The sequence below is a fragment of the Magnetospirillum sp. 15-1 genome, assembly GCF_900184795.1.
GTDB lineage: Bacteria > Pseudomonadota > Alphaproteobacteria > Rhodospirillales > Magnetospirillaceae > Phaeospirillum.
Window position 1 is genome coordinate 210437 of the sequence record NZ_FXXN01000027.1, and the last position, 23800, is coordinate 234236.

Here is a 23800-nt window from a genome sequence, read left to right on the forward strand (position 1 = left end):
TGTCATACCAATGGCGACGACAGCAGACGCTCCACTTCGGGCAGGGCCTCCGGGGTGCCCACGTGGTACCAGTTGCCGTCGTGGACCAGCCCGAACAGGCGCTTTCGCCCGGCAGCCCGATCATAGAGGACGTTCAGCGAGAACTTGCCCTCGGGCGCACCCTCGAACAGGCGATGGTGCAGCACCTGCACGCCGGAGAACAGGTATGGCGCGGCAGGCGCCTCACCCCGGCGGTGCGGCACGTCGGCGGCGTCGAGGAAGAAGTCGCCCTTGCCCTCGTAGCCCACGGCACCGCCCACCGGCTGGAGCAGCAGCAGGGCGTCCATGCGCTCCGGGTCCCACATGCGGGCCAGACGGGTCAGCGCCGGGACCTCGCCGTCGGTCCAGATGATGTCGCTGTTGACCACATAGAACGAGGAATGGCCGAGATGGGGCAGGGCTTTGGCCACCCCGCCGCCGGTCTCCAGCAGATCGGGCTCGTGGGACAGCGTGATCTCGCTCCGCCCGGCCAGATGCTCGACCACCTTGTCGGCCAGCCAGTGGGTGTTGACCACGATGTCGTCGATACCGGCCCGCGCCACATGATCCAGCGCCCGATCCAGCATGGTGCGCCCGGCGACGCTGACCAGCGGCTTGGGAGTGGTCAGGGTGATGGGCCGCATGCGGAGCCCCAGGCCCGCCGCGAGGACCATGGCATGGGTGATGTGGCTCACGGGCTGGGCACTCCCCGGTTGCCCTTGGGGATATGGCGGTCGAGCCAGCGGGAGAGCTCGGCCATCACCGGATGGGCGCAGGCGGATTCCAGCAGGCGCCAGACGCGGGGGATATGGATCAGATAGCCGGGCTTGCCGTCGCGCCGGCACAGGCGGGTGAAGATGCCGATCACCTTGGCGTGGCGCTGCGCCGCCATCACCGCCCACGACGCCTCGAACACCGAACGCTCCATGGCGGGGAAGCGCTTGAGGAAGCGGCCCTTCATGGTCTCGACCAGCACCGGGTCGATGTCGCGCCGGGCGTCCTCCAAGAGGCTCATCAGGTCGTAGGTGGCCGGGCCGATCACCGCGTCCTGAAAGTCCAGCAGCCCGCAGGCGGCGAGACCGGGGCGGCCGAGCAGCATCAGATTGTCCACGTGGAAATCGCGCAGCACCAGGGTGTCGGGCACCATGCGGGCCACCGGGAACAGCCGTGTCCAGATCTCCACGTATTCGGCCCGGACTGCCGCGTCGGTCTCCTGGCCGCCCATGGCCGGCACGTACCAGTCGGTGAGCAGGCAGGCTTCGGTCAGCAGGCGCCCGTCGTCATAGGGCGGCGTGCCGGCCAGCACGGATTCGGGCCGGGCGGCGATCTCGGCCAGCACGTCGGTGGCCAGGGCATACAGCGCCGTCTCGTCGTGGCCGGCCTCCAGCAGGCGGGTATAGGTGCCGTCGCCCAGATCCTCGAGCAGCAGCAGGCCGTTCTTCTCGTCCACCGCCAGCAGGTCGGGGGCGGAGAGGCCCAACGCCTTCAGGTGCCGGGCGATGCGGACGAAGGGCCGCACGTCCTCCTTGGGCGGCGGCGCGTCCATCAGCACGGCGGGGCGGCCATCCAGCAGCAGCCGGTCATAGTGGCGGAAGCTGGCGTCGCCGGCCAGCCGGCCGCGCCGGGCTGCGCCCCAGCCGGCCTTGGCCAGGAAGTCTTGGATAAGATTTTCGCGCTCAGTCTCAGAGGCCGGGGGCATGCGCTAACTCTCCGATGCGTTCGGCCCAGGGGCCATAGGCGGTCAAGGTGGCGTGGCGGCCGATGCCGGCCTCGTCCTGGCTCAACAGCACCTCGAGGCGGCGGCGCGGCAGATGCGGCCCCAGACGGTCCGGCCATTCGATCAGGCTGATGCCGTCGGCGAAGGCCTCCTCGATGTCCAGCTCCAGGGCGTCGTTGGGTTTCTCCAGGCGGTAGAGGTCGAAATGCCAGACCAGCCCGGCCGGGGATTCGTATTGCTGCACCAGGGTGAAGGTGGGGCTGGGCACCTCCTCCTCCGGGTCGGTCAGCGCCCGGATCAGGGCACGGGCCAGGGTGCTCTTGCCGGTGCCCAGCGTGCCGGCCAGGGCGATGACGTCGCCGGGGCGCACCAGCGCCGCCAGCCTTTGGCCCAGGGCGATGGTGTCGGCTTCGGTGGGCAGGTCGAAGGAGATGATCAGACTCATGCCTTGGCCCTCGGATGGGCGTCGCGGTAGACGCGGGTGAGGCGGGCGGAATCCACCTCGGTATAGCGCTGGGTGGTGGACAGCGAGGAATGGCCCAGCAATTCCTGGATGGTGCGCAGATCGCCGCCGCCGGCCAGCAGATGGGTGGCGAAGGAGTGGCGCAGCGCGTGCGGCGTGGCGGTGTCGGGCAGGCCCATCAGCAGCCTGAGGCGGCGCATCTGGCGCTGCACCACGCCGGGATTGAGCGGGCCGCCGCGCGCCCCCAGGAAGACGGGGTCGGTGGGCTCGGACGCATAGGGCAGGCGCTTCAGGTAATCGGTGATGGCGTCCCTGACTACCGGCAGGATGGGCACCACCCGCTGCTTGTTGCCCTTGCCGGTGATCACCATGGTGTCGCCCGTGGGCAGGTCGCGGCGGGCCAGGGACAAAGCCTCGCCCAGGCGCAGCCCGGCGCCGTAGAGCAGGGTGAACAGCGCCACGTCGCGGGCCGCCAGCCACGGCTCGTCGTGCAGTTCGCCGGCGCTGGCCAGGGCTTCCAGCGCCTCGTCGGGAGCCAGGGGCTTGGGGACGGATTTGGGCGGGCGCGGCGACTTCACCGCCGTGATGGCCGGGTTGTGGACCAGCCCGTGGCGGTCGAGGAACTTGAAGAAGCCGCGCAGCGTCGACATCAGCCGGGCCAGCGACGAGCGCCCCAGCCCGTCCGACGTCCGCCGGGCCAGAAAGGCGCGGAAATCGCCGGCTGCCAGCCCGGACAGGGCGGCCAGATCGGGCTCGGCGCCCAGATGGTCGGTCAGGAAGGTGAGAAAGGCGGCCAGATCGCGGCCGTAGCCGTCCAGCGTGTGGGCCGAGGCGCGCTTTTCCGCCCCCAGCCATTGCCGCCACGACTCCACCGCCCGCGACAGGTCGGCTCGGGCCGCGAAATGGATGGGAGTGGGGGGCATGTTACCCGACGAAGCGCCGCACCGAGCCCTCGACCACGCGGGCCAGGAAGGTGATCAGCTCGGTGGCCTGACCGGCATGGAAGGTACGGCCGTGGCGCGAGCCCAGCGCCATGGCGCCTTCCGGCGAGCGTCCGCCCGGCGACAGGCGGACCACCGCCGAGGACTGCACCAGCCCGGCGCCGTCGCCGAACAGGGCGGGGTCGCCCGGCATTTCCTCGGTCAGCGCGCAGTCGCGGTCGGCGCCGCCCATGATCTGGGCGACGGTGCCGACCGGCAGGGTCAGGATGCCGGGCGCCAGCAATTCGGGCAGCGCTTCCTCGGACTTTTCGAAACACAGCGTCGCCACGTCCACGTCCAGCAGCGCGGGCAGGTCGTCCGATACCGCCTCGACCAGCTCGGCCATGGTGTCGGCGCCCAGGATGGACAGCACGGCGCGATGGGTGCGGGTCTGGATGGACATATTGGAACGGCTGGTGTGGATCAGGGTCTCGGCGGCACCCCGCACCCGCTCCACCTCGTCCCTCAGGCGGTCGATCATGAACACCTGCATGTCCAGCACGCCGTCATCCTCGGCCCAGCGCGAAGGTGGCGACAGCGACAGCAACAGGTCGGGGTGGCGGACCAGGAAGTCGGGATGGGCCTGCAAAAAAGCCGTAACCTGCCGTTCGTCGGGCAGCGGCAGTTGCAACGCGGCGTCGTCGCGCTTGCGCGCCATGACCAATATCCCTTCCCTGGTTCTCCCTAGTTCCGTAGCTTATGCACGCCATGTCCGCCACTTCAACCCCCTCCCTGTTCAATCCTGGGCAACGCGTCGCCGTTATGCTGCCCCTGCCGCTCGGCGGGGCGTACGATTACGCGGTGGGCGACGAGTCCCTGCGGCCCGGCGATTTCGTCGAGGTGCCGCTGGCCGGCCGTCTGGTTGCCGGCGTGGTCTGGGGGGCCGGCGACGGCAAGGTGGACGCGGCCAAACTGCGTCCGGTGGCCCGCCGCCTCGCCGCCGCCGGCCTGCCCGAGGTGACGCGCCGCTTCGTCGACTGGGTGGCGTCCTACACCCTGGCGCCGCCCGGCGCGGTGCTGAAGATGGCCATGAGCGTGCCTTCGGCCCTCGAGCCCGTGCCGCCCCATATGGCGCTGCGCCCCGCCGCCGCGCCACCCGAATTCAAGGATACCGCCGCACGGCGCAAGGTAATGGCGGCCGCCTGCCGCCTGCCGCCCATGTCCGCCGCCGATCTGGCCCGCGAGGCCGGGGTGGGGCCGGCGGTGGTCAAGGGGCTGGTGGAGGCGGGCGCGCTGGAAAGCGTGGAACTGGCGCCGCCGCGCGCCTTCTCGCCCCCCGACCTCGCCGCGCCGCGCGCCGAATTGTCGCCGGGCCAGCAGGAGGGCGCCGATGCTCTGGTCGCCGCCCTGGGCGGAGGCTTCTCGGTGGTTCTCATCGACGGCGTCACCGGCTCGGGCAAGACCGAGGTGTATTTCGAGGCGGTGGCCGCCGTTTTGGCCAAGGGCAAGCAGGTGCTGGTGCTGCTGCCCGAGATCGCGCTGTCCGCCCAGTGGCTGGACCGTTTCCGCCGCCGCTTCGGGGTCAAGCCAGCCATGTGGCATTCCGATCTGGGCGACGCCACCCGGCGCAAGACGTGGCGGGCGGTGGCCTCGGGAGAGGCCGCCATCGTGGTCGGCGCCCGCTCGGGTCTGTTCCTGCCGTTCAGGGATTTGGGCCTGATCGTGGTGGACGAGGAGCACGACCAGGCCTTCAAGCAGGAGGACCACGTCTGCTACCACGCCCGCGACATGGCGGTGGTCCGAGCCCGGCTGGGCGGTTTTCCGGCGGTGCTGGCCTCGGCGACGCCGTCTCTGGAAAGTTTGGCCAACGTCCAGGCCGGGCGCTACCGCCTGGTCCATCTGCCCGACCGCCATGCCGGCGCGGTGCTGCCCGACATCGTGCCGGTGGACCTGCGCCGCCATCCTCCGCCGCGGGGCCGCTGGCTGTCACCGTTGCTGGTCGAGGCGCTGGAAGAGGTGATGGCGGCGGGCGAGCAGGCCATGCTCTACCTCAACCGTCGCGGCTATGCGCCGCTGACGCTGTGCCGCACCTGCGGCCACCGGCTGCAATGCCCCCATTGCACCGCCTGGCTGGTGGAGCACAGGTCGGCGGGACGGCTGGTCTGCCACCATTGCGGCCACCACATCCGCCTGCCGCCCAAGTGCCCGGAATGCGAGGCCGAGGCCAATTTCGCCGCCTGCGGGCCGGGGGTGGAGCGGGTGGCGGAGGAAGCCGCCCTACTGTTCCCCAACGCCCGTATCGCCGTGATGACCTCGGACACCTGCACCGGCCCCCATGCCGCAGCCGAGTTCGTGCGCCGGGTCTCCGACCACGAGGTCGACCTGCTGATCGGCACCCAGATCGTCGCCAAGGGCTATCACTTTCCCATGCTAACCCTGGTGGGCGTGGTGGATGCCGATCTGGGGCTGGAGGGCGGTGATCTGCGGGCCGGCGAGCGCACCCACCAATTGCTGTCCCAGGTGGCGGGGCGTGCCGGCCGGGCCGAGCGTCCCGGCCGCGTGCTGCTGCAGACCTACCAGCCCGACCACCCGGTGATGCGGGCGCTGCGCTCGGGCGAGCGCGACGCCTTCATTGCCCGCGAGGCCGAGGCGCGGCGCGACGCCGGCATGCCGCCCTATGGCCGCCTCGCCGCCCTGATCCTGTCGGGCCCCGATGCGGGAGTGGTGGATTCCTACGCCCGCACCCTGGCCAAGGCGGCGCCCAGGGCCGAGGGACTGCAGGTGCTGGGGCCGGCGCCCGCCCCCATGGCCCTGTTGCGTGGCCGCCACCGCCGCCGCTTCCTGATCCAGTCCGGGCGGTCGCTCAACCTCCAGGCCCTGCTGCGCGACTGGCTGGCCCGCACCCGGCCGCCCAAGAGCGTGCGGGTCCAGGTGGACGTCGACCCCTACAGCTTTTCTTGAAGGGGGAAGTATGGCAATCTTTGCCATGCCACTTTCCTCAAGGAGCCCGTCATGGCGACCATGAATGTTTCCCTGCCCGATCCCATGCGCGAATGGGTGGAGACCCAGGTCAAGGGCGGCGTCTATGCCAATGCCAGCGACTATATCCGCGACCTGATCCGCCACGATCAGCAGCGGCGCCAGTTGCTGGAAGCCGCCATCGCCGAAGGCCTCGACAGCGGCCGCAGCCCGCGCAAGGCGGAGGACATCATGGCCGAGGCCAAATCCCGCCTGGCGCATGGCTGATTACGTCCTTTCCAACAAGGCCGACGACGATCTCGGTCGGATCTACACGTATTCTCTCCAGACATTCGGCGAAGCGCGGGCGGACGCGTATTTCCTCGGCTTGCGCGATTGCCTGCAGGTCCTGGCCGACAATCCCCGCCTGGGCCGCCCGGCGGAGCTTGTGCCGGCCGAACTCCTGCGCCACGAGCACGGCCGGCATATCGTTTTCTACCTGACGGAAGCGGGCGGCATTTTCATCGTCCGCGTCCTTCACCGAGGGATGGATGCCCCGCGCCATATGGATGCCGAAGACGGCTCACACTGAGGATTTTTCATGCCCGCTGCCCTTCACGTCCTCAACCACGTCTTCGGCTTCCCTTCCTTTCGCGGCCAGCAGCAGGAGGTGATCGACCACGTGGTGGCCGGTGGCGACGCCCTGGTGCTGATGCCCACCGGTGCCGGCAAGTCGCTGTGCTATCAGGTTCCGGCCCTGTGCCGCGACGGCGTGGCGGTGGTGGTGTCGCCGCTGATCGCCCTGATGCAGAATCAGGTGGAGGCGCTGAACCAGCTCGGCGTGCGGGCCGCCGCGCTCAACTCGGCCCGCAGTCTGGACGAGGTCCGGGTGATCGAGCGCCGCATGCAGGCGGGTGAGCTGGATCTGGTCTACGTGGCTCCGGAACGGCTGGTGCTGCCCGGTTTCCTCGCTTTGCTCGAGGAGTGCCGCATCGCCCTGTTCGCCATCGACGAGGCCCATTGCGTCTCGCAATGGGGGCATGATTTCCGTCCGGAATACCTGCAGCTGGCCCTGCTGCACGAGCGCTTCCCCTCCGTGCCCCGCGTGGCGCTGACCGCCACCGCCGACGGCCCCACCCGCCGGGATATCGCCGAGCGCCTCAATCTCCAGGAGGGGCGGCAGTTCGTCGCCGGCTTCGACCGGCCCAACATCCGCTACCGCATCGCCGCCAAGAACAGCGCCCGCGAGCAGTTGCTGCGCTTCATCGAGGCCGAGCACGGCGGGCCGGGGGCGGAATCGGGCATCGTCTACTGCCTGTCGCGGGCCAAGGTGGAGGAGACCGCCTCCTGGCTGGCCGCCAAGGGCTATACCGCGTTGCCCTACCACGCCGGCCTCGACCAGTCGGTGCGGGCCGGCAATCAGGAGCGCTTCCTGCGGGAGGAGGGCATCGTGATGGTGGCGACCATCGCCTTCGGCATGGGCATCGACAAGCCCGACGTCCGTTTCGTCGCTCATCTCGACCTGCCCAAGAGCCTGGAGGCTTATTATCAGGAGACCGGCCGCGCCGGGCGTGACGGCATGCCGGCCGACGCCTGGATGGCCTACGGCCTGGAGGACGTGGCCAAGCTGGGGCAGTTCATCGCCTCCAGCCAGGCCTCGGATGCCCAGAAGCGCATCGAGCGCGGCAAGCTCAACGCCCTGCTCGGCCTGTGCGAAACCACCCGGTGCCGCCGGCAGGTGCTGCTGGAATATTTCGGCGAGACGGCGCACCAGCCCTGCGGCAATTGCGATACCTGCCTGGAGCCGGTGGCCTCGTTCGACGGCACCCTGCTGGCCCGCAAGGCGCTGTCCTGCGTCTACCGCACCGGTGAGAGCTTCGGGGCCGGCCACGTCATCGACGTGCTGCTGGGCAAGGACAACGACAAGGTCCAGCGCTTCGGCCACGACAAGCTCAGCACCTACGGCATCGGCACCGAACTGCCCGCCGAGCAGTGGCGTTCGGTGCTGCGGCAACTGGTGGCGGCCGGTCTGCTGACCATCGATACCGAGGGGCACGGCGCCTTCAAGCTGACCGAGGCCTGCCGGCCGGTGCTGCGCGGCGAGGCCCGTGTCGATCTCCGGCGTGATCCCCTGCCGGCCAAGGGCAAGTCCAAGGCCGCCGGAGGCAGGAAGACCGCGACTCCTCTCACCGATCCGGCCGACGAGGCGCTGTTCCAGCACCTGCGGGCCGAGCGTCTGGCCCTGGCCAAGGCCCAGGGCGTGCCGCCCTACGTCATCTGGCACGATTCCACCCTGCTGGACATCGCGCGGCGCCGGCCCCGCCGTCCGGACGAGTTGGACGGCATCGCCGGATTGGGCGAGGCCAAGCGGGAGCGTTACGGCGACATTCTGCTGGCCGCCGTGGCGGCGTTCGAGGCGCGGGGGTGACAGGCCGGGCGGCTATTTCCGCCTCAGCTCCGAGCGGGAGTAATTGCTGAAATGCCCCTCTCGGGCCGCCTGGGCACGGACCTTGCCCACCATGCCGGGAGTCCTGGCGGCGGGGGCGACGGCTCCCAACTGGCGTTCCAGTGCCTGGCTGCCGCATTGCGGGCAGGCGGGCACGTCGGCTGATCGCACCAGGGTCTCGAACACGGCGTCGCACCCGGTACAGCGATAGGTGTAGTAAGGCATTCCATCCCCTCACACGGCGTTCAGGGTGGCGGCGGGGCCAGATTAGCATCGCCCGCGCTTCGGCACGAAAAAAATTATGGGGAGCGGGTAGGTGCTCCCACCCGAGCCCCCACCCTCACTTTTGCCCACGGCGCCGCGCCCGGCGCAGGAAGGATAATTCGATCTCCTCCCCCGAATGGGCAGGAGTCGTCTTGCAACGCAAAACCCGATGTGTTAGTTAACCGTCGCGCCGACAGGGGGGCCTTTCCTGATGGCGCCAGAATTATGTTGCCTTTCAATAGGTTACGGCTGCCGGTTCGACCCTATCCAAGGACTTGCCCAGGTGCCTTCCGAAACTATTGGCGTGATCGCCGACCGCTACGCCACCGCTCTCTTCGAGTTGGCCGATTCTTCCGGTTCGCTCGACCAGGTGGCTGGTGACCTCAAGACGCTCCAGGCCATGCTGCGCGAAAGCGCCGACCTGCGCCGAGTCGTCGACAGCCCCGTTCTCAGCCGCGAGCAGCAGGGGGCGGCGATCGGCGCCGTCGCCAAGGCCGCCGGCTTTTCGGAGCTGACCTCCAAATTCCTCGGGCTGGCGGCCAAGAACCGCCGGCTGTTCACCCTGAATGGGGTGATCGCCTCCTATCTCGGCCGGTTGGCGGCCCGTCGCGGCGAAAAGTCCGCGACGGTGGCTTCCGCCGTGGCTCTCACGCCGGCCCAGCAAGACGCCCTCACCACCGCCCTCAAGGCGGCCTTCGGCGGCAATGTTGCCGTCGATGTCAAGGTTGATCCCAGCTTGCTGGGCGGCCTGGTGGTTCAGGTCGGTTCCCGCATGGTTGACAGCTCGCTCAAGACGAAGCTGCAGCATCTCAAGCTCGCTATGAAAGGGGTTGGATAATGGAAATCCGCGCCGCGGAAATCTCCGCAATCCTCAAGCAACAGATCGCCACCTTCGGGACCGAGGCGGAAGTTGCCGAGGTCGGTCAGGTGCTGTCTGTCGGTGACGGTATCGCCCGCGTGCACGGCCTTGACAAGGTCCAGGCCGGCGAGATGGTCGAATTCCCAGGCGGCATCAAGGGTATGGCGCTGAATCTCGAGACCGACAACGTCGGCATCGTGATTTTCGGCGACGACCGCAACATCAAGGAAGGCGACGTCGTCAAGCGGACCGGCTCCATCGTGGACGTTCCGGTCGGCAAGGGTCTGCTGGGCCGCGTCGTGGACGCGCTGGGCAATCCCATCGACGGCAAGGGCCCCATCGAGGCCGCCTCGCGCCAGCGCGTTGACGTCAAGGCCCCGGGCATCATTCCGCGTAAGTCGGTGCACGAGCCCATGTCCACCGGCATCAAGGCCGTGGACGCCCTGATCCCCGTCGGCCGCGGCCAGCGCGAGCTGGTCATCGGCGATCGCCAGACCGGCAAGACCGCCATCCTGGTCGACACCATCATCAACCAGAAGCGCTGGCACGACGCCAACGACGAGAAGGCGAAGCTGTTCTGCATCTACGTCGCCGTCGGTCAGAAGCGCTCCACCGTGGCCCAGATCGTCAAGACCCTGACCGATTACGGCGCCATGGACTACACCATCGTGGTGGCCGCGACCGCGTCGGAGCCCGCTCCGCTGCAGTTCATCGCCCCTTACGCCGGCTGCACCATGGGCGAGTACTTCCGTGACAACGGCATGCACGCCCTGATCATTTATGATGATCTCTCGAAGCAGGCCGTCGCCTACCGCCAGATGTCGCTGCTGCTCCGCCGTCCGCCGGGCCGCGAAGCCTATCCGGGCGACGTGTTCTATCTGCACTCGCGCCTGCTCGAGCGCGCCGCCAAGATGGGCGACGCCGCCGGTGCCGGTTCGCTGACCGCCCTGCCGGTCATCGAGACCCAGGCCAACGACGTGTCGGCCTACATCCCCACCAACGTGATCTCGATCACCGACGGCCAGATCTTCCTGGAAACCGAACTGTTCTATAAGGGCATCCGCCCCGCCGTGAACGTCGGTCTGTCGGTGTCGCGCGTCGGCTCCGCCGCCCAGATCAAGGCGATGAAGCAGGTTGCGGGCTCGATCAAGCTGGAACTGGCCCAGTATCGTGAAATGGCTGCCTTCGCGCAGTTCGCTTCCGACCTGGACCCGGCCACCCAGAAGCTGCTGAACCGTGGCGCGCGCCTGACCGAGCTCTTGAAGCAGCCGCAGTTCGCTCCCATGCCGACCGAAGAGGAAGTCATTTCCATCTACGCCGGCGTAAAGGGCTATCTGGACAAGATCGAGGTGCGCCAGGTCGGCCGCTTCGAATCGTCCCTGCTGGCTGAAATCCGCTCGAAGGCGCCGGAGATTCTCTCCACCATCGCCTCCGAGAAGCAGATCAGCGCCCAGACCGAAGAGAAGCTCAAGGCGTTCCTCGACGCGTTCTCCAAGACCTTCGCTTAACCGTCCCGTGGGAGTTTAGGTTATGGCGAGTCTCAAGGACCTGCGGATGAAGATCGTGAGCGTCAAATCGACGCGCAAGATCACGTCCGCCATGAAGATGGTCGCTGCCTCGAAACTCCGCCGCGCGCAAACCGCGGCGGAAGCGGCACGGCCGTTCGCCGAGCGCATGGAGCGTATGCTGGGCACCCTGGCCGCCAGTCTGGCCGGCCAGTCGGGTGCGCCCCGCATGCTCACCGGCACCGGAGCCGACAAGGTGCATCTGCTCGTGGCGGTGACCGCCGACCGCGGCCTGTGCGGCGGCTTCAACTCGTCCATCGTCCGCGCCACCAAGGCGATGGCCGCCGAACTGCTGAAGCAGGGCAAGATCATCAAGATCATGCCGGTGGGCCGCAAGGCCCGCGAGCAGCTGCGCCGCGACTACGGCCAGTACATGATCGAGGGCTTCGAGAACCTGGGCCGCAAGGGCGTCGTGTTCGCCGAGGCCGATCAGGTCGCGTCGCAGATCTCGGCCATGTTCGACGGCGAGGAATTCGACGTCTGCACCGTGATCTACAACAAGTTCAAGTCGGCCATCGCGCAGGAAGTGACCCGTCAGCAGGTCATTCCCTTCCCGGTTCCGGCTCAGGCCGCTAACGCGGAGACCGGCCCCAAGGCCATCTACGAGTTCGAGCCCGGTGAAGAGGAAATCCTGGCCGAGATCCTGCCGCGCAATCTGGCTACCCAGATGTTCCGTGCCCTGCTGGAAAGCCAGGCCTCGGAACAGGGCGCGCGCATGACCGCGATGGACAACGCGACACGTAACGCGGGCGAAATGATCAATGCCTTGGCGATCAAGTACAACCGGTCGCGCCAGGCCCAGATCACCAAGGAACTGATCGAAATCATCTCCGGCGCCGAAGCGCTGTGACGGAAGACTAGGAGCACACCATGGCAAACAAGAACGTCGGCACGATCACCCAGGTCCTGGGCGCCGTCGTGGACGTGCGCTTCGACGACGGCCACCTGCCGGCCATCCTCAGCGCGCTTCACCTGGAGCATCAGGGTAAGAAGCTGGTCCTTGAAGTCGCACAGCATCTGGGCGAGTCCACCGTGCGTACCATCGCCATGGACTCCACCGACGGCCTGACGCGCGGCACCGAAGTGGTGGACACCGGCGCCGCCATTCAGATGCCGGTCGGCCCCGAGACCCTGGGCCGCATCATCAACGTGATCGGCGAGCCCATCGACGAGCGCGGCCCCATCGGCAACAAGACCACCCTGCCGATCCATGCCGACGCCCCCGATTTCGTCGACCAGTCCACCGAGACCGAGATCCTGGTCACCGGCATCAAGGTCATCGACCTGCTGGCTCCGTACTGCAAGGGCGGCAAGATCGGCCTGTTCGGCGGCGCCGGCGTGGGCAAGACCGTGCTGATCATGGAGCTGATCAATAACATCGCCAAGGCGCACGGCGGTTACTCCGTGTTCGCCGGCGTCGGTGAGCGTACCCGCGAAGGCAACGACCTCTATCACGAGATGATCGAGTCGGGCGTCATCAAGCTGGACGGCCCGGGCTCCAAGGTGGCCCTGGTGTACGGCCAGATGAACGAGCCCCCGGGCGCCCGCGCCCGCGTCGCCCTGTCGGGCCTGACCGTCGCCGAGTACTTCCGCGACGTGGAAGGCCAGGACGTGCTGTTCTTCGTGGACAACATCTTCCGTTTCACCCAGGCCGGTTCGGAAGTGTCCGCGCTGCTGGGCCGCATCCCGTCGGCGGTGGGCTATCAGCCCACTCTCGCCACCGACATGGGCGCCCTGCAGGAGCGCATCACCTCGACCAAGAAGGGCTCGATCACCTCGGTGCAGGCCATTTACGTGCCGGCTGACGATCTCACCGACCCGGCTCCGGCCACGTCGTTCGCCCACCTGGACGCCACCACCGTGCTGAATCGTCAGATCGCCGAGCTGGGCATCTACCCGGCCGTGGATCCGCTCGACTCCACCTCTCGCGTTCTCGATCCCCGCGTGGTCGGTGCCGACCACTACCAGACCGCCCGCGACGTGCAGCGCATCCTGCAGACCTACAAGTCGCTGCAGGACATCATCGCCATCCTGGGCATGGACGAGCTGTCGGAAGAGGACAAGCTGGTCGTGTCGCGCGCCCGTAAGATCCAGCGCTTCCTGTCCCAGCCCTTCCACGTTGCCGAAATCTTCACCGGCTCGCCGGGCAAGCTGGTGGCGCTCGACGACACCATCAAGGGCTTCAAGGCCATCGTGGCCGGCGAATACGATCACCTGCCCGAGGCTGCCTTCTACATGGTCGGCGGCATCGACGAGGTGATCGAGAAGGCCAAGAAGATGGCCGCCGAAGCGGCCTAAGGCTCTCGGATGTATTGAGAAGGCGGGCTCTTTCGAGAGCCCGCCGCCTCGAAAGATTAGGTTGAAGGACTCGCGGCATGGCCGAGAAGATTCAGTTCGAATTGGTGTCCCCGGCGAAGCTTCTGGTTTCGTCCAAGGTGGACATGGTCGTGGTGCCCGGCAGCGAAGGCGACTTCGGTGCCCTGGCCCGGCACGCCCCGATGATCACCACCGTGCGTCCGGGTGTCATCGACATCCACGACGGCGGTAAGGTTTCGTCGTCCATCTTCGTGGCCGGCGGCTTTGCCGAGGTCAACGAGGAGCGCATTACGGTGCTGGCCGAGGAAGCCATTCCGGTGGGTGAACTGACCGCCGAGATGGCCGAAGCCCGCAAGAAGGCCGCCAAGGAAGCCATGGACGATGCCGGCAACGAGCGCGACAAGGCTCATGCCCAGCGTCTGACTCTGATCGCCGAGGCCATGGCCGCCGCCGTCGCCTGATCGACGGCTTTAAGAACTGGCGAAAGGGCCGCTTCCACCGGAAGCGGCCCTTTTGTCTTGAAAATCCCCCCTCATCTCCCAGAATGGAATTCTTCAAGGGGGGGAGCGGGTTCGATCATGCAAGGCGGCAAGGGTTGGAGCATCGACGACATCGGCTGGGATCGCTTCGATCCCGGGCTGGTGGATTCCGATCTCCTCCAGGTGATCAAGGCCGCCGCCATGGTCGAGCGCAATGCTGCCGACTACACCCTTTATCTTGCGCGGGTCTTCCGCGACGACCCCGCCTTCGTCGCCGCCCTCGAGCAGTGGCGGGCCGATGAGACCCGCCATGGCGACTGCCTGGGCCGCTATGCCCAACTGGCCGACCCCGATTTCGATTTCGCCGCCCGGTTCAAACGCTTCACCGACGGTTACCGTATCCCCGTCCATGCCGAGGCCTCGGTGCGGGGATCGACCACCGGTGAATTGCTGGCCCGCTGTATCGTCGAGACGGGAACCTCGTCCTTCTATTCCGCCATCCGCGACCGCAGCCGCGAGCCGGTGCTGCGCGACCTGTGCCACCGCATCGCCGGCGACGAGTTCCGCCATTACAAACTGTTTTACGGGGCCATGCGGGACGCCCAGGCCCGTGACCGGCTGCCGCTGTGGCGCCGTGCCCTGGTGGCGGTGGGGCGTATCCGGGAAAGCGACGACGACGAGCTGGCCTATGCCTGGCACGCCGCCAATGATCCGGACGGATTGGCCTATGATCGTGAGCGCTGCAACGCGGCCTATGCCACGCGCGCCTATGGGGTGTACGGACAGGTGCATGCCGAGCGGGCGGCGGGCATGGTGGTGAAGGCGGTCGGCCTCGATCCCCAGGGCTGGCTGGGCCGCCGGGCCCGCGATTTCGCCTGGGTCAAGATGCGGCAGCGGGCCAAAGCCCCGCCGCCGCTATAGGAACAATCGCCATGGCCCAGCACCACGCCTCCATCTCCGACCGCTTCGCCGGGTTCATCGCCGCCCAGCCCATGTTCTTCGTCGCCACGGCCACGGAACAGGGGCGCATCAACCTGTCGCCTAAGGGGCTCGACGGTACCTTCCGCATCCTCGGTCCCAATCGGGTGGCATGGCTGAACCTGACCGGCAGCGGCAACGAAACGGCGACCCATCTGTGTCGCAACGACCGCATCACCATCATGTTCTGCGCCTTTTCCGGGGCGCCGCTGATTCTGCGGCTCTATGGCCGCGCCCGTGCGCTGCACCACCGCGATGGCGAGTGGGCGGAATTCGACGCCCTGTTCCCGGATTATCCCGCCAAGCGACAGATCGTCGTGGTCGAGGTGGACAGCATCATCACCTCCTGCGGCTTCGGCATTCCCCTGATGGATTATTCCGGTCAGCGCCCGACCTTGCCGGCCTGGGCGCAGAGCAAGGGACCGGAGGGAATCGGGCAGTATTGGCGTGACAAGAATCTGGTCAGCTTCGACGGCCTGCCCACCGGACTGCTGGACGATCCCGACGAGACGGAGTGATGAATCTTGTTCCGAAGGCAACGCTGTGGTCTGCTCGCCACGCGACAACATAAGGCAGACGAATGAGCGGCAACGCATTGTGGCAGTATCGGTGGAGCGACGATTTCGCCCTGGGTGACCCCACGGTGGACGGGCAGCATCGTGCCTTTTTCGAGGAGGCCGCCGCCCTGCGCGCCGCCCTGGCGTCGGACGAGCCCAAGGAGTGCATCGTCGCCTATTGCGCCGCTTTCGTCGCCAATCTGCGGGCCCACTTCGCCGACGAGGAGCGCCTGATGGGCCGGATCGGCTTTCCCGCCCAAAATATTCACCGCCAGGAGCACCAGCGCCTGCTGGCCCGCACCGAGGAGGTGGTGGCGGAAATCCATGCCGCCGACTGCCTGATCGACTGCCTGCTCGGCGCCCACGCCCTGATGGAGGCGCTGGTGGAGCACGTCACCAACCAGGACATGCGCATCAAGGCCTTCATGCCCCGGCAATGCGCATGAGCCGCCGCCTGCCCTGTCTGGCGCTTGGGCTGATGCTGGCCGCCCCGGCCGCCGTCGCCGCCGAGCCGCCCCGTGGCGTGGCCGAGGTGGCCTCGGCCACCTTCGTGCTGGGATGCGCCGCCCATGTGGGGGCGCTGGACAAGCTGCACGACCGGCTGCAGCCGGGGGGCGACCTGTACCTTCCCCGCCTGCCCGAGGCGGCGGCCAAGCCCTTCCTGCAGGGGCGCCCCGGCGAGGCCTATATCCGCGACGAGGCCGGCGTCACCCTGGCGCTGGTGCCCAGCGACGATCAATGCGCCGTCTTCGTCCGCCGGGTGGCGGCCAATGCCATCAACGCCCAGGTGGAAAAGGACCTGAAGGCGGCGGTGGGGCGCTATTTTACCGTTCAGCCCGGCGGGCGCGACACCAAGGGGGCGCTGACGTCCCGCTTCATCGATCTGGTTCCCACCCAGACCTATCGGGAGGAACTGCTCAAGAAGCACGGACGGGAACCGTCCGGCCTCAGGGTGATCGTCACGACCTCGGAAAGCGCCAATCCCGATCTCCAGGCCATCATCACCATCGGTTTGAGGGAGCCATGAGCCGAATCATCCGTGTTCTGTTTCTCGTCCTGCTCGCCCTGCCCATCCAGGCCCGGGCCCAAAGCGGAATCGCGATGCGCGACGAGACGTCGCGGTTGGCGGTGGCGGCGCTGGGGCGCATCTGCCTGCTCAATCTCGGTGATTACAACGCCATCCTGACCGCCGCCTCGCCCACCGGTGAGTTCGGTTTTACCGAGGCGACGCCCGAGGTGGCCGCGGCACTGCTGGCGGGCCGGGAAGGGCAGGTCCGCGTGCTGCGCCGCCCCGGCCTGGGCGCCATCACCCTGGTGGCGGGGCGTGACGGCATCTGCACGGTGTGGTCGGAATACGGCGATGCCACCTCGCTGCAGCGCCACCTGCTGTCCATGGTGGAGAGGGGGGGCTTCAAGGGCGGTGCGCAATTACTGGCGCTGGACGCCCGCGACGAGGCCGGGCAACTGATCACCGAGTATTACGTCATGCCGACCGACTGGTTCGCCCGCGACCTGGGTCGGCGCTTCGCCGAGGACGGCAGCCAGCCTCTGGCCCTGGTCACCTCGGTATCGCCCCCCGGCCGCCGGCCCATGGAGGCCATGCTGTCGGTCAGCCGGATACTGAAGAAGTAGAGGGGCGGAGGTTCAGCCCTCCGCCCGCCTTTACCGATATCACCGGCACTTGCTGAAATCGGGAGCCCGCTTTTCCTTGAAGGCGGTGACCGCCTCGGTCAGGGCCTCGCCCTTCAGACAGCCGTCGAACACCCCCGCCTCGCGGGTCAGGCGATCCATGATCGGCTCGGGCGGCGTCTTCATCAGCGCCTTGATCTGCCGCAGAATCGCCTGTGGCTTGGCCGCCAGCTTGCGGGCCGCCGCCATGGCGGTCTCCTCCAGTTCCTCGCCCGGCACCACGCCGTTGATCAGGCCGATGGCCTCGGCGGTTTCCACGCCGAACGGCTCGCCCAGCATCAGCATCTCGGCGGCGCGGCGATGACCGGCCAGGGCGGGCATGGTCTGGCTGGAGCCGGCTTCCGGCACGATTCCCAGATTGATGAACGGCATATGGAAGCGGGTGCCCGGCGCGGCATAGACCAGATCGCAATGGGGCAGCAGGGTCGAGCCGAGACCGATGGCGGCGCCGCGCACCGCGGCGACCACCGGCTTCCTGGCCCCGGCCACGGCGCGGATGAACTTGTCCGCCACCGAGCCGGTAAGCGCCGTCCAGGTCAGGAAGTCGGGCAGGTCGTTGCCGGCCGAGAAGTCGGTCTGGCTGCCCAGGAGCAGGAAGACGCCGACCTCGTCGTCGGCCTCGCCCCTGACGAAGGCCTCGGCCAGGGCGGCGTACATCTCGCCGATCAGGGCGTTCTTCTTGTCCGGGCGGTTCATGCGGACCACCTGAACGCCGCCTTCGACATGGGACAGCACCAGCTCGCTCATTTCGGCATCTCCTTGCGTATTTAATTTAAGGAGAAGCTGGCACGAGGCGGGAGGGTGGTGCAACCGGGTTTTACTGGCCCCGGTTGGCCCCCCTCCCGGCCTCCCCCCAACACAGTTGGGGGGAGGGGAAGAATGTTGGGCTCCCTCCCCCGGCTATGCCGGGGGAGGGTTGGGGAGGGGGCGGTCTTACCGCGTGGTGCGATCGAGCAGATAGACGATGGAGCGGTACGGCACGTCGGCGTGGTCGGCCAGGCCGATCTCGCAGGTACGGTTGGAGGAATAGCCCGCCTCGCAGTTCCGGGGCACCTGGGGAGCCAGATGCCGCAGGGCATGGTCGTTGAGTTCGGGCGTGGTAAAGCCCTTGTCGCCGGCGAAGCCGCAGCAGCCCACGCCCTCGGGCGTCACCACCTGGGCGGCGCAGGCCTTGGCCAGACCGACCATCTTGTCGTCCAGGCCCATCTTGCGGGCGCCGCAATTGACGTGGACCAGCACCGGTTGGGTCTGCCTGTCGGGCTTGAGGCGGGGCAGCACCGCGTCATGCAGGAACTCCACCGAGTCCTGCACCGCGAGGCGCTCGCCCAGATAGGTCTTCATGCGCCAGGTACAGGCCGAGGCATCCATGACGATGGGCAGCTTGCCGTGCTCGGAGGCCTTGAACAGGGCTGCTTCCAACTGGGCGGCCTTGGCATCGGCGGTAGCCTGCAGCCCCTTGCTCTCGAAGGCCTGGCCGCAGCACAGATTGTCGAGACCCTCGGGGATTACCACCCCGAAGCCGGCCCGCTGCAGCACCCTGGTCATCACGGTGGGCAGCGAATCCTTTTCCGGATCGCCCGAGGCGGGGCCCATGGCACGGGCTGCGCAGGTGGGGAAGTACACCACCCGCTCGCCCACCTGGGCATTGACCGGCGGCGTGAAGGCGGCATTGGTGGGCAGGTGCTTGCCCACCTTGGGGCTGTGTCCGCCCGACAGCTTGCGAAGCCCCAAGGCCATGGCGGCCATGGTGCCCGGTCCCGCCAGCTTGGAGACCAGGGCGGCGGCGCCCAGTCCGAAACGGGTGGCGGCCAGGGCCGCGCCGTAATGATTGGCGGTCCACTGTCCGACGGCCTGGGCGGTGCCGCCCAGACGGCGGCCGCGCAGGGATTTGGTCAGCCGGCCGGTCTCGATGCCCACGGGGCAGGCGGTGGCGCACAGGCCGCAGGCGGCGCAGGTGTCGATACCCTGGTAGTCGTAGAGGCGGCGCAGCTCGTCGGCGTTCTGGTTGGCGGCGGTCAGCCTCGAAATCTCGCGCCACGAGGTGATGCGCTGGCGGGGGCTGAGCGTCATGCCGTGGCTGGGGCACATGCGCTCGCAGAAGCCGCACTCGATGCAGGTATCGACCAGGGCATCGGCGGCGGGCAGCGGCTTCAGGTTGTTGAGATGGGCGCGGGGATCGCGGTCCAGCAGCACGCCGGGATTGAGCATGCCCTCGGGGTCGAGCAGGTGCTTGATGTCCCACATCAGTTGCGTGGCCTCGGTGCCCCATTCCATCTCGACGAAGGGGGCCATGTTGCGCCCGGTGCCGTGCTCGGCCTTCAGCGAGCCGTCGTACTTTTTGACCACCAGTTCGGCCACCTCGTCCATGAAGCGGGCATAGCGGTCGACCTCGGCCTTGATGCCGAAATCCTGGGTGAAGACGAAGTGCAGATTGCCGTCCAGCGCATGGCCGAAGATGATCGCTTCCGTATAGCCGTGCTTGCGGCACAGGCGCTCCAGGTCCACGGTGGCGGCGGCCAGGGAATGGATGGGGAAGGCCACGTCCTCGATGATGACGGTGGTGCCCACCGGGCGCACGGCGCCCACGGCCGGGAACAGGCCCTTCCTGATCTTCCACAGCTTGCCGTATTCGGCCGGGTCGTTGGTGAACTGGGGCGGGAACAAGGTGGTGACGCCGCTCAGCACCTTGCCGATCGCCGCCAGATTGGCGGCCAGATCGTCGCCGCTTTCGCCGCGCGCCTCCACCAGCAGGGCGGTGACGCCTTTGGCCAGCCCACGGATCTGGCCGGGCATGCCGGGCTTGTCCTCGACCGAGCGCAAGCTGGCGCGGTCCATCAGTTCCACGGCGGAGACCGGCGCCTGCTTCAGCAGCGCCACGGCGCGGCAGGCCTCGGCGATGTCGGGGAACAGCAGCAGGGCGCTGGCCTTGTGGGCGTGCTCGGCCACCGTGCGGTAGGTGATCTCGGCGATGAAGCCGAGCGTGCCTTCCGAGCCGATCATCAGGTGGGTGAGGATGTCGAGCGGGTCGGTGAAGTCCACCAGGGCGTTGAGCGAATAGCCGGTGGTGTTCTTGATGGCGAACTTGTGGCGGATGCGGCCGGCAAGGGTCTCGTCGCCCCGCACGCGCTTGCCCATCTCGTCCAGCTTGGACAGCAAAGCGGCGTGGGAGGCGCGGAAGGCGGCGACGCTGTCCGGGTTGCCGGTATCGACCAGGGTGCCGTCGGCCAGGACCAGCCGCATGGACATCATGGTCTGGTAGGAATTGTCCGAGGTGCCGCAGCACATGCCGCTGGCGTTGTTGGCGGCGATGCCGCCGATCTTGCACGAATCGATGCTGGCCGGGTCGGGGCCGATCTTGCGGGCGAAGGCGGCGAGGCGGCGGTTGGCGTCGGCGCCGATCACGCCGGGCTGCAGGCGGATGCGCCGGCCGTCTTCCTCGACCACCGCCTGGGTCCAGCCGGTGCCCAGGATCATCAGCACGGAATCGCTGACCGCCTGACCGGACAGCGAGGTGCCGGCGGCCCGGAAGGTGACGGGGGCGCCGAAGCGGCGGCAGGCGGCCAGCACGCCCTTGACCTCGGCCTCGTTCCTGACCTCGGCCACCACCTGGGGCACCAGCCGGTAGAAGCTGGCGTCGGTGCCATAGGCCAGGCGGCGCAGCGGATCGGTGATCAGCCGCTCCACCGGCATCACGCCGGTCAGATCCTGCAGCAGGGCGGAATAGTCGGGGGCAGGCGAATGACGGGTCACGGAGAATCACTCCCGATCAGCAGGACGATCAGTTCCTTCGGCCCATGGACGCCATAGGCCAGGGTCTGCTCGATGTCGGCGGTCTTCGACGGTCCCGACACCAGTACGGCGTTGGTGGGCATGGCCCCCGCCCAGCCCTGGGCGCGGATGGTCTCGGCCAAGGAATCGGTCAGGCTGGCTTCTTCCACCAGCGCCACGTGGATGGGCGGCAGCAGGCTCATCAGCCGGGGCTCGTCGGGCGTCGGCCACAGCACCAGCGAGCCGGTCTGGGCGATGCCGCCCTTGGTGGTGGTCAGGCCGGCGTCGGCCTTGGACACCAGCATGTCCTTGAACTCCTCCACCGCACGGTCATAGGCCACCAGTTCGGGGCCGCTGCCCGCCCAGCTTTCGGCCAATTGCCGGCCCGCCGGAGTGGCGGGGGCATAGACCACGTTGCCCACCCCCTTGTTGGCCAGGATGGTCTTGAGCCGTTCTGGCCAGTCGCGGGGGCTCACCTCGTGCACGTCGGCGTGGGAGGCCTCCAGCATGGCCTTGAACTTGGCCTTGCGGCCGGCGGCGTCATAGGCGGGCGGCGTCCAGTCGGGGCGCAGCGGCGCGGCCGCCTTGGGCGCGGCCTTCAGGCGCGACAGGATACGCTCACGCTGGTTATTCATCGCAGTATCCCTTCTCGCGGGCCAGTTCATGCAGGCTCTTGGCGGCGAATTTCGGCTTGGTCCGCACGCTGGTCCACTGCTTCAGCATGGGGGCGGAGGACGGCATCAGATTGCCGAACCAGCCGAGCATCCTGGTGCCGATGCGGTAGACCAGGGGTGAGGCGTAAAGCAGCGTCCAGCCCTTCCAGCCCAGGGTCTCGGCGGCAGTGGCCGACGAGCCGGCACCCTTGACCGCTTGACCCGAGGTGGGGCGAACCGATTCGGTGCGCAGGCGGACCAGCAGGTCGGGGATGGGGATCTGCACCGGACAGACGTCGGCGCAGGCCCGGCACAGCGTCGAGGCGTGCGGCTGGTCGCCAGCGCAGTCCAGCCCTTCGATCTGGGGCGTCAGCAGCTTTCCGATGGGGCCGGGATAGGTGAAGGTGTAGGTGTGGCCGCCCACCCGGGTATAGACCGGGCAGTGGTTCATGCAGGCGGCGCAGCGGATACAGCGCAACGTATCGCGCAGCTCGGTATCACCGTGGACGCGCGACCGGCCGTTGTCCAGCAGCACCAGATGCACCGCCTTGGGGCCGTCCTTCTCGCCGTCCTTGCGCGGCGACGAGATCATGTTGACGTAGGTGGTGATGGGCTGGCCGGTGGCCGAGCGGGGCAGCAGGGACAAAAGCGGCGGCACGTCGTCGAGCTTTTCCAGCACCTTCTCGATACCGGTCACCGCGATGTGCAGCGGCGGGAGCGTGGTGGACAGCCGCCCGTTGCCCTCGTTCTCGATCAGCACCAGGGTGCCGGTCTCGGCCACCGCGAAATTGACACCCGAGATGCCGGCATCGGCGCCGGCGAAGGCGCCGCGCAACGCCGCCCGTGCGGCGGCGGTCAGTTCGTCCACGTTCTCGGTGTAGGCCTGGCCCTCGATCTTGTCGTGGAACAGTTCGGCGATCTCGGCCTTGTTCTTGTGGATGCAGGGCATGACGATGTGGCTGGGCGCCTCGCCCGCCAACTGGATGATGTACTCGCCCAGGTCGGATTCGACCGGGGTGATGCCGTGCTTTTCCAGATGGGCGTTGAGGTGCATCTCCTCGGTGACCATGGACTTGCCCTTGATCACCGTCCTGGCGCCCGCCGCCTCCAGGATGCCCAGCACGATGGAATTGGCTTCCTGGGTGGTCTCGGCCCAATGCACCTGGATGCCGTTGCTCAGGCAATTGGCTTCCAACTGCTCCAGCAGTTCGGGCAGCTTGGCCAGCGCGTTGGCGCGGGCCGCCGCCCCTCGGGCGCGCAAGCTCGTCCACTCCGCCTCGTCGGCGAACTGGATGGCCCGCTTGGTCATCAGTCCGTCCATGGCGCGACGGAAATTGGCCCGCAGCTTGGGATCGTTCAGCGCCGTGTGGGCCTTGGCGCCGAATTCCATCTTCCCCGCTTCAGCGGCCATGGCAGCGCTCCAGGATGAATTCGGCGATGTGGCGGCCCTTGAAGCCCTTGCGGCTTTTCTCGGCGGCGCCGGTGATGTTCATCAGGCAGCCGCAATCGCCCGACACCACCTGGGTGGCGCCGGTTTCCTCGATGGAGGCTACCTTGTCGGCGACCATGGCCGCCGAGATTTCCGCCTGACGCACCGCGAAGGCGCCGCCGAAGCCGCAGCATTCCTTCTCGCGCGGGTTCTCGACCAGGGTGACGTTGGCCAATTGCCGCAGTAGCGCCTTGGGCTGCTCGATCACCCCGGCTTCCCGCTGGGAATGGCAGGACGGGTGCCAGGTGACGGTTACCGGCTGGCCCTTGTCCTCCAGCTTGACGCCCAGCACGTCCACCAGGAACTCGGTCAACTCGAACACCCGCTTGGAAAAGGCCACCGCCCGATCATGATCGGGGGTGCCCTCGAACATCTCGGGGTAGTGGGTCTTCATCATGCCGGCGCACGAGCCCGACGGCACCACGATGGGCCGGTCGCCGGGAAAGGCGTCCAGCTGCAGCCGCGCCACGGCACGGGCCTCGTCCTGATAACCGTTGTTGCGGGCCGGCTGGCCGCAGCAGGTCTGCTTGGGGGGGAACACCACCTTGAGGCCTTCGCGCTTCAACAGCTCCATCCCGGCCAGTCCGGCCTCGGGGTAGAACAGGTCGATCAGGCAGGTGCCGAAGAAGTAGACGGAGTTCGGGCGTGGGGGCGTGGTCAT

At 67.9% G+C, this 23800-nt stretch carries 25 protein-coding genes; 14 read left to right on the plus strand and 11 right to left on the minus strand.

The features are described from left to right. Nucleotides 1-2: 2 nt before the first annotated feature. The 5 genes from CP958_RS19225 to CP958_RS19245 are packed head-to-tail and all read right to left on the minus strand — an operon-like array spanning nt 3 to nt 3836. Nucleotides 3-713 (minus strand): nucleotidyltransferase family protein, encoded by a 711-nt coding sequence (locus CP958_RS19225; protein WP_242443001.1) that lies wholly within the window; start codon nt 711-713, stop codon nt 3-5. Beyond that, on the minus strand, nt 710-1717 hold the full coding sequence (locus CP958_RS19230) for a phosphotransferase (RefSeq protein ID WP_096703816.1): 1008 nt from the start codon (nt 1715-1717) through the stop codon (nt 710-712). Before CP958_RS19230 ends, CP958_RS19225 begins: the two co-directional genes overlap by 4 nt. Next, complete coding sequence (gene tsaE, locus CP958_RS19235; RefSeq protein WP_096703817.1) at nt 1701-2180, minus strand: tRNA (adenosine(37)-N6)-threonylcarbamoyltransferase complex ATPase subunit type 1 TsaE; 480 nt, start codon at nt 2178-2180, stop codon at nt 1701-1703. The genes CP958_RS19230 and tsaE overlap by 17 nt, the downstream gene beginning before the upstream one ends. Further along, the gene (locus tag CP958_RS19240; RefSeq protein WP_096703818.1) at nt 2177-3121 is read right to left on the minus strand and encodes a tyrosine recombinase XerC; all 945 of its coding nucleotides are present in this window, start codon (nt 3119-3121) and stop codon (nt 2177-2179) included. The genes tsaE and CP958_RS19240 overlap by 4 nt, the downstream gene beginning before the upstream one ends. A gap of 1 nt (nt 3122) precedes the next feature. After that, nucleotides 3123-3836 carry a DUF484 family protein gene (locus CP958_RS19245; RefSeq protein WP_096703819.1) on the minus strand — a complete coding sequence of 238 codons (714 nt, stop codon included), beginning with the start codon at nt 3834-3836 and terminating at the stop codon, nt 3123-3125. Between the two features lie 50 nt (nt 3837-3886). On the opposite strand from CP958_RS19245, the gene CP958_RS19250 reads away from it, so the two are divergent. From CP958_RS19250 to recQ, 4 genes are read left to right on the plus strand one after another with little or no spacing between them, the layout of a single operon-like run. Then, entirely contained in the window at nt 3887-6079 is a 2193-nt protein-coding gene (locus CP958_RS19250; RefSeq protein ID WP_096704188.1) for a primosomal protein N', read from the plus strand. Between the two features lie 51 nt (nt 6080-6130). Further along, nucleotides 6131-6364, plus strand: a complete 234-nt coding sequence (locus CP958_RS19255) for a type II toxin-antitoxin system ParD family antitoxin (protein WP_096703820.1) — start codon at nt 6131-6133, stop codon at nt 6362-6364. Next, nucleotides 6357-6668: a type II toxin-antitoxin system RelE/ParE family toxin gene (locus CP958_RS19260; RefSeq protein WP_096703821.1), complete on the plus strand. Its 312-nt coding sequence runs from the start codon at nt 6357-6359 to the stop codon at nt 6666-6668. Before CP958_RS19255 ends, CP958_RS19260 begins: the two co-directional genes overlap by 8 nt. A 9-nt stretch (nt 6669-6677) precedes the next feature. Then, complete coding sequence (gene recQ / locus CP958_RS19265) at nt 6678-8504, plus strand: DNA helicase RecQ (RefSeq protein WP_096703822.1); 1827 nt, start codon at nt 6678-6680, stop codon at nt 8502-8504. Between the two features lie 12 nt (nt 8505-8516). Here the strand turns inward: recQ and CP958_RS19270 are convergent, their stop codons facing one another. Further along, nucleotides 8517-8747: a zinc ribbon domain-containing protein gene (locus CP958_RS19270; RefSeq protein WP_096703823.1), complete on the minus strand. Its 231-nt coding sequence runs from the start codon at nt 8745-8747 to the stop codon at nt 8517-8519. Between the two features lie 322 nt (nt 8748-9069). Between CP958_RS19270 and CP958_RS19275 the strand changes: the two genes are divergently transcribed. The 10 genes from CP958_RS19275 (at nt 9070) to CP958_RS19320 (ending at nt 17172) form a co-directional block, all read left to right on the plus strand. Further along, a complete protein-coding gene (locus CP958_RS19275; RefSeq protein WP_068428768.1) occupies nt 9070-9624 on the plus strand; it encodes a F0F1 ATP synthase subunit delta in 555 nt (184 codons plus the stop codon). After that, a complete protein-coding gene (gene atpA / locus CP958_RS19280; RefSeq protein WP_096703824.1) occupies nt 9624-11153 on the plus strand; it encodes a F0F1 ATP synthase subunit alpha in 1530 nt (509 codons plus the stop codon). The genes CP958_RS19275 and atpA overlap by 1 nt, the downstream gene beginning before the upstream one ends. A 22-nt stretch (nt 11154-11175) precedes the next feature. Continuing rightward, on the plus strand, nt 11176-12060 hold the full coding sequence (locus tag CP958_RS19285) for a F0F1 ATP synthase subunit gamma (RefSeq protein WP_096703825.1): 885 nt from the start codon (nt 11176-11178) through the stop codon (nt 12058-12060). A 20-nt stretch (nt 12061-12080) separates the two neighbouring features. Continuing rightward, entirely contained in the window at nt 12081-13508 is a 1428-nt protein-coding gene (atpD, locus tag CP958_RS19290; RefSeq protein ID WP_096703826.1) for a F0F1 ATP synthase subunit beta, read from the plus strand. Nucleotides 13509-13585: 77 nt separating this feature from the next. Beyond that, nucleotides 13586-13987, plus strand: a complete 402-nt coding sequence (locus tag CP958_RS19295; RefSeq protein WP_096703827.1) for a F0F1 ATP synthase subunit epsilon — start codon at nt 13586-13588, stop codon at nt 13985-13987. Between the two features lie 117 nt (nt 13988-14104). Further along, a complete protein-coding gene (locus CP958_RS19300; RefSeq protein WP_096703828.1) occupies nt 14105-14926 on the plus strand; it encodes a ferritin-like domain-containing protein in 822 nt (273 codons plus the stop codon). Nucleotides 14927-14937: 11 nt separating this feature from the next. Next, nucleotides 14938-15501, plus strand: a complete 564-nt coding sequence (locus tag CP958_RS19305; RefSeq protein WP_096703829.1) for a pyridoxamine 5'-phosphate oxidase family protein — start codon at nt 14938-14940, stop codon at nt 15499-15501. Between the two features lie 62 nt (nt 15502-15563). After that, nucleotides 15564-15986 carry a hemerythrin domain-containing protein gene (locus CP958_RS19310; RefSeq protein ID WP_096703830.1) on the plus strand — a complete coding sequence of 141 codons (423 nt, stop codon included), beginning with the start codon at nt 15564-15566 and terminating at the stop codon, nt 15984-15986. Further along, on the plus strand, nt 15983-16567 hold the full coding sequence (locus CP958_RS19315; protein ID WP_242443002.1) for a hypothetical protein: 585 nt from the start codon (nt 15983-15985) through the stop codon (nt 16565-16567). The genes CP958_RS19310 and CP958_RS19315 overlap by 4 nt, the downstream gene beginning before the upstream one ends. Then, nucleotides 16564-17172 carry a hypothetical protein gene (locus CP958_RS19320; RefSeq protein WP_096703832.1) on the plus strand — a complete coding sequence of 203 codons (609 nt, stop codon included), beginning with the start codon at nt 16564-16566 and terminating at the stop codon, nt 17170-17172. The genes CP958_RS19315 and CP958_RS19320 overlap by 4 nt, the downstream gene beginning before the upstream one ends. A 39-nt stretch (nt 17173-17211) precedes the next feature. Here the strand turns inward: CP958_RS19320 and CP958_RS19325 are convergent, their stop codons facing one another. From CP958_RS19325 to CP958_RS19345, 5 genes are all read right to left on the minus strand, one after another. Beyond that, nucleotides 17212-17976 (minus strand): enoyl-CoA hydratase-related protein, encoded by a 765-nt coding sequence (locus CP958_RS19325; protein WP_096703833.1) that lies wholly within the window; start codon nt 17974-17976, stop codon nt 17212-17214. A 186-nt stretch (nt 17977-18162) separates the two neighbouring features. After that, nucleotides 18163-20979 carry an FAD-binding and (Fe-S)-binding domain-containing protein gene (locus CP958_RS19330; protein WP_096703834.1) on the minus strand — a complete coding sequence of 939 codons (2817 nt, stop codon included), beginning with the start codon at nt 20977-20979 and terminating at the stop codon, nt 18163-18165. Continuing rightward, nucleotides 20976-21632 carry a lactate utilization protein gene (locus CP958_RS19335; RefSeq protein WP_096703835.1) on the minus strand — a complete coding sequence of 219 codons (657 nt, stop codon included), beginning with the start codon at nt 21630-21632 and terminating at the stop codon, nt 20976-20978. The genes CP958_RS19330 and CP958_RS19335 overlap by 4 nt, the downstream gene beginning before the upstream one ends. Continuing rightward, on the minus strand, nt 21625-23061 hold the full coding sequence (locus CP958_RS19340) for a LutB/LldF family L-lactate oxidation iron-sulfur protein (protein ID WP_096703836.1): 1437 nt from the start codon (nt 23059-23061) through the stop codon (nt 21625-21627). The genes CP958_RS19335 and CP958_RS19340 overlap by 8 nt, the downstream gene beginning before the upstream one ends. Beyond that, entirely contained in the window at nt 23051-23800 is a 750-nt protein-coding gene (locus CP958_RS19345; RefSeq protein ID WP_096704189.1) for a (Fe-S)-binding protein, read from the minus strand. The genes CP958_RS19340 and CP958_RS19345 overlap by 11 nt, the downstream gene beginning before the upstream one ends.

What these genes read in the sequence shown, in the direction of transcription:
- CP958_RS19305 (WP_096703829.1), top strand. Translation starts at nt 14,938, where the DNA reads ATGGCCCAGCACCACGCCTCCATCTCCGACCGCTTCGCCGGGTTCATC.
- CP958_RS19345 (WP_096704189.1), bottom strand. Translation starts at nt 23,800, where the DNA reads ATGACCACGCCCCCACGCCCGAACTCCGTCTACTTCTTCGGCACCTGC.
- CP958_RS19230 (WP_096703816.1), bottom strand. Translation starts at nt 1,717, where the DNA reads ATGCCCCCGGCCTCTGAGACTGAGCGCGAAAATCTTATCCAAGACTTC.
- recQ (WP_096703822.1), top strand. Translation starts at nt 6,678, where the DNA reads ATGCCCGCTGCCCTTCACGTCCTCAACCACGTCTTCGGCTTCCCTTCC.
- CP958_RS19285 (WP_096703825.1), top strand. Translation starts at nt 11,176, where the DNA reads ATGGCGAGTCTCAAGGACCTGCGGATGAAGATCGTGAGCGTCAAATCG.
- CP958_RS19320 (WP_096703832.1), top strand. Translation starts at nt 16,564, where the DNA reads ATGAGCCGAATCATCCGTGTTCTGTTTCTCGTCCTGCTCGCCCTGCCC.
- CP958_RS19260 (WP_096703821.1), top strand. Translation starts at nt 6,357, where the DNA reads ATGGCTGATTACGTCCTTTCCAACAAGGCCGACGACGATCTCGGTCGG.
- CP958_RS19315 (WP_242443002.1), top strand. Translation starts at nt 15,983, where the DNA reads ATGAGCCGCCGCCTGCCCTGTCTGGCGCTTGGGCTGATGCTGGCCGCC.
- CP958_RS19300 (WP_096703828.1), top strand. Translation starts at nt 14,105, where the DNA reads ATGCAAGGCGGCAAGGGTTGGAGCATCGACGACATCGGCTGGGATCGC.
- CP958_RS19325 (WP_096703833.1), bottom strand. Translation starts at nt 17,976, where the DNA reads ATGAGCGAGCTGGTGCTGTCCCATGTCGAAGGCGGCGTTCAGGTGGTC.
- CP958_RS19335 (WP_096703835.1), bottom strand. Translation starts at nt 21,632, where the DNA reads ATGAATAACCAGCGTGAGCGTATCCTGTCGCGCCTGAAGGCCGCGCCC.
- CP958_RS19340 (WP_096703836.1), bottom strand. Translation starts at nt 23,061, where the DNA reads ATGGCCGCTGAAGCGGGGAAGATGGAATTCGGCGCCAAGGCCCACACG.
- CP958_RS19255 (WP_096703820.1), top strand. Translation starts at nt 6,131, where the DNA reads ATGGCGACCATGAATGTTTCCCTGCCCGATCCCATGCGCGAATGGGTG.
- CP958_RS19295 (WP_096703827.1), top strand. Translation starts at nt 13,586, where the DNA reads ATGGCCGAGAAGATTCAGTTCGAATTGGTGTCCCCGGCGAAGCTTCTG.
- atpD (WP_096703826.1), top strand. Translation starts at nt 12,081, where the DNA reads ATGGCAAACAAGAACGTCGGCACGATCACCCAGGTCCTGGGCGCCGTC.
- CP958_RS19310 (WP_096703830.1), top strand. Translation starts at nt 15,564, where the DNA reads ATGAGCGGCAACGCATTGTGGCAGTATCGGTGGAGCGACGATTTCGCC.
- CP958_RS19270 (WP_096703823.1), bottom strand. Translation starts at nt 8,747, where the DNA reads ATGCCTTACTACACCTATCGCTGTACCGGGTGCGACGCCGTGTTCGAG.
- tsaE (WP_096703817.1), bottom strand. Translation starts at nt 2,180, where the DNA reads ATGAGTCTGATCATCTCCTTCGACCTGCCCACCGAAGCCGACACCATC.
- CP958_RS19250 (WP_096704188.1), top strand. Translation starts at nt 3,887, where the DNA reads ATGTCCGCCACTTCAACCCCCTCCCTGTTCAATCCTGGGCAACGCGTC.
- CP958_RS19240 (WP_096703818.1), bottom strand. Translation starts at nt 3,121, where the DNA reads ATGCCCCCCACTCCCATCCATTTCGCGGCCCGAGCCGACCTGTCGCGG.
- CP958_RS19245 (WP_096703819.1), bottom strand. Translation starts at nt 3,836, where the DNA reads ATGGCGCGCAAGCGCGACGACGCCGCGTTGCAACTGCCGCTGCCCGAC.
- atpA (WP_096703824.1), top strand. Translation starts at nt 9,624, where the DNA reads ATGGAAATCCGCGCCGCGGAAATCTCCGCAATCCTCAAGCAACAGATC.